This is a genomic window from Pseudalkalibacillus decolorationis, from assembly GCF_024609785.1.
GTDB lineage: Bacteria > Bacillota > Bacilli > Bacillales > Fictibacillaceae > Pseudalkalibacillus > Pseudalkalibacillus decolorationis.
The window spans coordinates 1-1,646 of record NZ_JANHJQ010000066.1 but is presented as its reverse complement, the minus strand read 5'-3'; the positions used below and the strand labels follow the sequence as shown (position 1 = coordinate 1,646).

At 44.1% G+C, this 1,646-nt stretch carries 2 protein-coding genes; both read right to left on the bottom strand.

Going from position 1 to position 1,646, the window contains the following annotated elements:
- Positions 1-193: hypothetical protein (locus tag NON16_RS25310; RefSeq protein ID WP_257352393.1), on the bottom strand; the 193-nt coding region annotated here is incomplete at its 3' end.
- A gap of 211 nt (positions 194-404) precedes the next feature.
- Entirely contained in the window at positions 405-1,526 is a 1,122-nt protein-coding gene (locus NON16_RS25305) for an IS110 family RNA-guided transposase (protein WP_257352391.1), read from the bottom strand.
- Between the last annotated feature and the right edge of the window lie 120 nt (positions 1,527-1,646).

The window sequence follows — 1,646 nt, the reverse complement described above, 5'->3', positions numbered from 1 at the left end:
TAGTTGCACTGATATGAACGAAACTGTCAAGCCCCGCCAACTTTTGGGCAACCTTAACTAAGAGTGCACTTTTTGGTGTTCTCTTAACGTCTATTTGTACTCCATATGGCTCTTTACGTGAGCAGGATAAGCGCACGGCACGAAGGCAAAGATCTCTACATCGGTCAATACTCTGATATCCGTGGGTTCTCACATTTTATCTTTCCGTTTGAAGGAGCTCTTCCACTAACTTATGTCGTGCGTTCGTCTATTTAGACATAGCACAAGTGCAACTCGTGGGTTCTCCTTCCCGGTTTTAAGCTTTTGCCTTCGAGCCCTATTCTTAGCCTTATTTTCTACAATATCCTTGTTCATTACCTACATGATGACTCAATACGTCTAATCACTTTGTCAACGTATGATTACTAGTTTGATGGTTTGACATCTTGTTCTTGTTCGTGAGCGACCGCCCAAATAAATCCTGCCAATTCTCTGGCGACAGCTGTGATCGCTTTCCCACTTTCCTTGCCTCGCGAGATAAGACGATAATATTTAGTATGAAGGCGATTTTGAGCTTTCCAAGAAATCGCTTGTACACTTGGCGGCTTTCCCTCGAGTCTCTTTTTCAACTTTCCTTTGACCGCAGGCTTATATCGATAACTCCAAGCAGCTTCTACGAGTAGTCGACGTACATGACGATTCCCGGTTTTCGTAATCTTTCCCTGCCGTCTCACTTCACCACTCGAACTCTCACTTGGCACAACGCCGACATACGCCATAAACTGCATGGGTGTCTGGAAACGTTGAAACGACCCAATCTCTGCCACTAGGCTTGTCGCCGTAATCAATGCCACACCCCGTAAGGATTGAAGGGTTTGGATCATGGGGGCATGAACCCCTTCTATCGATTGTTTTTCAATCTCTTCTTCATATCTCTTTACTCGTTGTTCAATTTCATGTAAGTGGTGTACGTATTCTTGAAACACGATTCGTGAGGCGGAATACTCAAATTTTAGTGTGTCTAACCAAGCTCGATACTTATAGGACCAAGTTTTCCCCACCTCTTTGGGCGGACGAATATCATGGCGTAAAAGAAATTTGGTAAGTCGATGTTTCGCTCGCAGTTCATCTTCTTTCGCATCTTCACGACCACGGACTAAATCACGAAGCGCTTCATCTTCTTTCGTCGGTACATAAACCGATGTTAGTTCTCCTGCCCGGAAAAGCCGAGCGAGTTGGATCGAATCCCGGCGGTCGGTTTTAATACGTTGTCCAGCCTTTTGTGGAATGAGAGACGGTGCAATCACTTCACATTCAATCCCCATACTCAAAAAAAGTCGATAAAGTCCATATCCAGTTGGTCCAGCTTCATAACATATACGAAGTTGATCGGGCTCACCTAATCGTTTTACTAATTTCCTTATGGCTTCTACCGTGTGGGGAATCATTCCGATATATCTTGCTTCGCCGCGCCCCTCATCCGCTACAGCCACCGCAATATTTTTCTTTGAGACGTCTAAACCTACGTACTTTGTGGTATCCTTCATACTAACTAGCTCCTTTCGTAATTATAGCTCTGATTTGGTATGTTGTTGCCTTAAACACAGTATTACCAAATTAACCTACGTTGTTACGAACAGGGGCTAGTTTCGTTCATGATAACTTAT